Below are 1,391 nucleotides of genomic sequence, written 5' to 3'. Positions count from 1 at the left end.
CCCTCGCTCGAGAAGGCGTCATCGTACTGCTTTGGGATCGCCCAAGCGGCGGTCCCAACATAGATGCGGTGCTCACTCATACCCAACATCAGGGCCCGGGCTGCCAGGGGGTTAGCCTCGCTTGAGCTTTCCAGCCGCTGTATCGAGCTTCTCGCGGCTATTCCCTTGCTCCTTGATCAACTCTTCGGCCTGCGCAACGCTGATGCCGTGCTTCCGGGCAAAGTAGCCGACCTCGTATCCTTCGCCGCCGGCAACCCGGCCCCGATGCGTACCGCCGCGATTGGCTTTGTCATCAGACATCCAGCAGGAGATCGCCTTCCAGCTTGGGATCAACCAGGGTCGTGTGAATGAGGTGATTAAGCGCGGAACGTGGCTGACTGAAGGTCCGCAATCTGAGGAGGCTCAGGCGCGAGACAAGGCGAAAGCCCGGATGAAGCGCATGCAGTCGGAGGATACCCCGATGCCGCGCAAACAGCCGGTTGCAGCGGGTATCGAGGAAGGGCCCAGAATGCCGAAGGCGAATCCGGCTAGTCCCGCACAGTTGTCGATCGACGACTTCCTCAGGGTATCTGACGACTAAATGGAATCTTGTATCGCTGGGATCCTGCCCCGCTGGTGATAATCAGCTCAAGCCGCGGCAGATCGGAATGGTGCATCAGCAGCACGCCATTCTTGTGCGCGAGCTGATGAGCCGACTTGGTGAAGACCGAGTTGGTAACCACGACAGCATAAGGTGCATCCTGAAAGGCCGCGGCGGCATAGGCTTCTTGTACCGCCTTGTTGCCGACAGTACCGTTGTAGAATTTGCATTGGATCACAACACGTCGGCCTTCCTTTTCGGCAATGATGTCGGCGCCTTGGTCGCCCGATCCGGGCGTCAGCGCAGCACGCCATCCAGCCTCCTGTAGCATCTCCCGACAGTAGCGCTCAAACTCTCTGCCTGTCATCGTGTCATTGAATACGGCCGCTGGCTCGGCCGGCTGGTACCGGTCGATGATCCGGTTGATCCGTGTTCTGAGACGGGCGACGTACCGTTTAGGATTCTTGGCGAGAAGGTGGTCGATCTTCCTGCGCTGGAATTCCGGCAGGAGCGTTTTCTTGATGAAGGTGTTCAGGTGCTTGTCCCAAGTCTCCTCGGAGACGTTCCCATACTCGTCCGGCGAGATCATATGTGCGCGTTTGGTCGCCAAGGTCCGGACATGCTTCAGGGCCGCCCGGTCTGTCAGATCATAGATCAGCAGAAGCGAATGGACCTTCGTCAGGCGCAAGAAGAGCAGCAGCGCCAACCCGCACCGGGCGGCGATCGGCTTCAGGTATAAGCCGGCCCCGAACAGCAGGAGCAGCACAGCGCTGAACGCTTTATGTCTCCAAAGGTACTGAAACATTCCCTT

Annotated in this window: 3 protein-coding genes; 1 reads left to right on the top strand and 2 read right to left on the bottom strand. The window is 59.0% G+C overall.

Features of this window, described 5'->3' with window-relative positions; all coding sequences use genetic code 11:
• Positions 1-111: 111 nt before the first annotated feature.
• Positions 112-300 (bottom strand): DUF3606 domain-containing protein, encoded by a 189-nt coding sequence (locus NF876_RS43065; RefSeq protein ID WP_210806982.1) that lies wholly within the window; start codon positions 298-300, stop codon positions 112-114.
• On the opposite strand from NF876_RS43065, the gene NF876_RS43060 reads away from it, so the two are divergent.
• Positions 287-580 (top strand): hypothetical protein, encoded by a 294-nt coding sequence (locus NF876_RS43060; protein ID WP_371823148.1) that lies wholly within the window; start codon positions 287-289, stop codon positions 578-580. The two genes, NF876_RS43065 and NF876_RS43060, sit on opposite strands and share 14 nt — an antisense overlap.
• Here NF876_RS43060 and NF876_RS43055 read toward each other — a convergent pair.
• A partial coding sequence (locus tag NF876_RS43055) for a restriction endonuclease (protein ID WP_262273702.1) occupies positions 561-1,391 on the bottom strand: 831 nt, incomplete at its 5' end. The two genes, NF876_RS43060 and NF876_RS43055, sit on opposite strands and share 20 nt — an antisense overlap.

The sequence above is a fragment of the Microvirga yunnanensis genome, from assembly GCF_025460875.1.
This window is presented reverse-complemented; position numbering and strand designations above follow the sequence as displayed.